The sequence below is a fragment of the Protofrankia sp. Cj5 genome (assembly GCF_917627405.1).
GTDB lineage: Bacteria > Actinomycetota > Actinomycetes > Frankiales > Frankiaceae > Protofrankia.
In genome coordinates this window covers 1-3,385 of record NZ_CAKJTO010000206.1, presented here as the reverse complement: position 1 = coordinate 3,385, position 3,385 = coordinate 1, and the positions used below count along the sequence as shown (strand labels likewise).

The window sequence follows — 3,385 nt, the reverse complement described above, 5'->3', positions numbered from 1 at the left end:
ACATACACCCGCTTGACCGGGCGGGGTGACCACGGCGTCGCGCGGTGCTGAACCCAGTCGGCCAGTTCGGCCTTGTGCTGGTCTCTCACCACGACCTGCCCGTCCACCCCGGCCGTCTTGCGGCCAGCGTTGGCCTCCGTGACCCGCCGCACCGAGAGCAGCGCGTTGGCGCGGGAACGGAGCATCAACTTCTGCAGGTTGCGGACCTTCTTCAGGTCCCCCGCCCGCGTCGCCGCGAAGATCCGCTGCCGCAGTCGCCGTACGTCCTCCTCGACAGCACGCCAATCCACAGCGTCCCAGTCGGGGAACTCGTCTTCAGGTCCGTTCACCACGACCAGATCGTCGCCGACCGCGGCCGCCTCCAACATCATCGTGGCGTCCAACTTGTCCCTCGGTTCCGGTGCCGTTGCCAACTCGTCGTTCGCGGGCTCACCCGGCCCGCGTCAGCACCCTTTCGGGTCGAGGCATCAGCCTCTATCCGGCCAGTTATGCGGGACCGCCGACGGAGGTGCCGACCTTCGATCTCCCGGTTTCCTGTTGCCTTTCGGCTGCCGGCGTTCGCTTCTCGGGCCGTCCTGCGCCCGCCGGGGCATCGATCAACCTCACGGTCGACCTACCGGGCCCAGCTACCGCTGGGTCCGGACACCGGCGGGGTTGTCACGTTCCGCATGAGACAGATACGACCGGGGTGGGCGCCCTCTGTACCCCGGGGACGGTGGTGCGCTCCCGCCCAGCTAAGCCCGTCCGGGCGGCACCCGTCGCCTCCCAGCGACCGGCCCCTGTCTCCCGCTGGACCATCCCATCGGCGAGAGTGCTCATGACGAGGCGTCAACGAGGATTCACGTCCTTCACCCGTCCGGTCTTCCCCAGCCTGTGACCACCGGATGGAACAGCGGTCCTTGGGCCTTTAACCCTGGGCTTCGCACCCCGCGGTTACCCACGACGCACGCCAGAGCGGGGACGATCCTTGCGCACTGGACCGGGTCCTACGTCTTCGACATCAGTCGAACCTCCTCAACGAGCACCACTGTTCTCATGCGACCTCGTGTCGCACCACCATGTTCAGCCAGCTTGCGTGCTTGGGTGTGTAGGTCACCGTGAACCGTGTGGGGTGCCAGAAGTCGGTCTGGGCCTGTCACCTGGGCTGATGCGGCGGAGCGGGCAGACGGCATGATGGTCAGTTGTGTCCATCCGCCTGCTCTATCTGATCTTCGTGCGGGTGTGCGGTTGGCTGGTGTTGCTCGGTCGTTCGTCGGCATCGAAGGACATCGAACTGCTGGTGTTGCGGCATGAGGTCACCATGCTGCGCCGTACCCAGCCCAAGCCACGCTGGGACTGGGCAGACCGGGCGGTACTCGCCGCCTTGATCCGGCTTCTCCCCAAGGCGCTGCGAACCCACCGGCTGGTCACCCCCGGCACCGCCCTACGGTGGCACCGCCGTCTGGTCACACGGACATGGACTCATCCGCAGCGGACGGGACGACCACCAATCAGCCCGGAGATCGCGGTCCTCATCGAGCGGCTCGCGACCGAGAACACGACGTGGGGCTATCAGCGGATCCAGGGCGAGCTCCTCAAGCTCGGCCACCGGGTCAGCGCCTCCACGATCCGCCGGGTCCTGAAGTCCCTGGGTCTCCCACCGGCGCCCAAGCGGCAGGCCGACACGACGTGGCGGCAGTTCCTGCGCACCCAGGCCTTGACCATGCTGGCCGTCGACTTCTTCCATGTGGACTGTGCCGTGACGCTACGGCGTCTGTACTGCTTCTTCGTCCTGGAAGTCGGCTCCCGCACCGTCCATGTCCTCGGGGTCACCGCCCACCCCGACGGACCGTGGACCACCCCACAAGCCCGGAACCTGCTCATGGATCTCGGTGACCGGGCGGCCGACTTCCGGTTCCTGGTCCGTGATCGCGCCGGACAATTCACCGCGTCGTTCGACGCGATCCTCGCCGACGCCGGTATCGGCGCAGTCACGATCCCACCCCGAACTCCGCGGGCGAACGCCTACGCGGAACGGTTCGTCCGCACGGTCTGGGCCGAGGTCACCGACCGGATGCTGATCTTCGGTGAGCGGTACCTGCGCGTTGTCCTGGCCGAGTACGCACGGCACTACAACGGACGACGACCCCACCGCGGTCGCGGCCTTCAACCACCACGGCCCGACCACCCCGTCGCGGACCTGACCCAGGAACGGATCAAGCGTCGACCCATCCTCGGCGGCCTGATCAACGAATACGAACGAGCCGCCTAAAACCCCAGGTCAAGGCCGGTGGCCGAGTTCTGACACCCCACAGGCGTCACGTCACCGCCAGAGCTGGACCTTCCCGTCGATGCCGGCGCTCGCGAGCATTCGTCCGTCCGGCGAGAAGGCGACCGACCAGACGCCGCCCATGTGCCAGCGCAGGGGCGTGCCAAGCAGGCGGGGGGAGGCGCGGTCGGTGACGTCCCAGAGCCGCACGAAGCGATCCGCGGCGCCGCTTGCCAGCAATGTTCCGTCCGGGGAGAACGCGACCGAGTGGACCCAGCCGGCGTGCTCGATCAGCGCGCCGCCACGCGGGCGCGGAGCGGCGCCCTCCCCGACGTCCCACAGGCGGACCGAGTGATCGGCGCTGCCGCTGGCAAGCAGCGTGGCGTCCGGGGAGAACGCGACGGCGAAGACCCGGCCGAAGTGGCCAGTCAGCGTGGAGCTCGGCGTTGTCGACTCGCCCCCGGGCCGACGGGGCCGCACGGTGCCCGCGGCATCGGCGACGAACCGGGCCGGCCCGGCGCCGCGCGCCTCGGCGGTGTCGATGACCCGCACAGACATGTCGTGGGCGGCGACGGCCAGCAGCGTCCCGACGGGCGCGAACGCGACGCCTCGCGCTGGGCTGGCGATCTCCAAGGCGGCGAGGCGGTGGGGGCGGGCCGGGTTGGTCAGGTCCCACAGGAACACGATCCCGTCCTGGCCAGCGCTAGCCAGGATGGGACCGTCCGGCGCGAAGGCGACCGAGTGGACCGGGCCCGTGTGCGCCAGCAGCGGCCGTCCCAGCGCGCGAGGTTCGGCGGGATCGGTCACGTCCCACAGCCGCACCGCACGGTCCGCGCCAGCGCTGGCCAGAACGGGCCGGCCGGGCGCGAACGTGACGGAGGAGACGCGGTCGTGGTGGGCGGTCAGGGCTCGCCCCAGTTGCCGGCGGCCGGCGACGTCCCACAGCCGCACCGTCCGGTCGTCACTGCCGCTGGCCAGGAGCGCCGAATCCGCCGAGAACGCCACCGCGCACACGGTGCCCACATGACCGGCCAGGGGCTCACCGAAGCGGCTGGGCACGGCCGTCATCCGGTGCGGCGCGGGTCGCCGGGGTGCCGCCGCGCCTTTCTCCGCGCCGCGGGTCGCCCCCGGGTCGCC

At 70.0% G+C, this 3,385-nt stretch carries 3 protein-coding genes; 1 reads left to right on the top strand and 2 read right to left on the bottom strand.

Annotated features, from left to right (window positions below; genetic code table 11):
- A partial coding sequence (locus tag MJ777_RS22575; protein WP_239377727.1) for a reverse transcriptase N-terminal domain-containing protein occupies positions 1 to 413 on the bottom strand: 413 nt, incomplete at its 3' end.
- Between the two features lie 770 nt (positions 414 to 1,183).
- Here MJ777_RS22575 and MJ777_RS22570 point away from each other — a divergent pair.
- Positions 1,184 to 2,251 carry an integrase core domain-containing protein gene (locus MJ777_RS22570; RefSeq protein WP_239377725.1) on the top strand — a complete coding sequence of 356 codons (1,068 nt, stop codon included), beginning with the start codon at positions 1,184 to 1,186 and terminating at the stop codon, positions 2,249 to 2,251.
- 51 nt (positions 2,252 to 2,302) lie between these two features.
- On the opposite strand, the gene MJ777_RS22565 is transcribed toward MJ777_RS22570, so the two are convergent.
- Positions 2,303 to 3,385: WD40 repeat domain-containing protein (locus MJ777_RS22565; RefSeq protein ID WP_239377724.1), on the bottom strand; the 1,083-nt coding region annotated here is incomplete at its 5' end.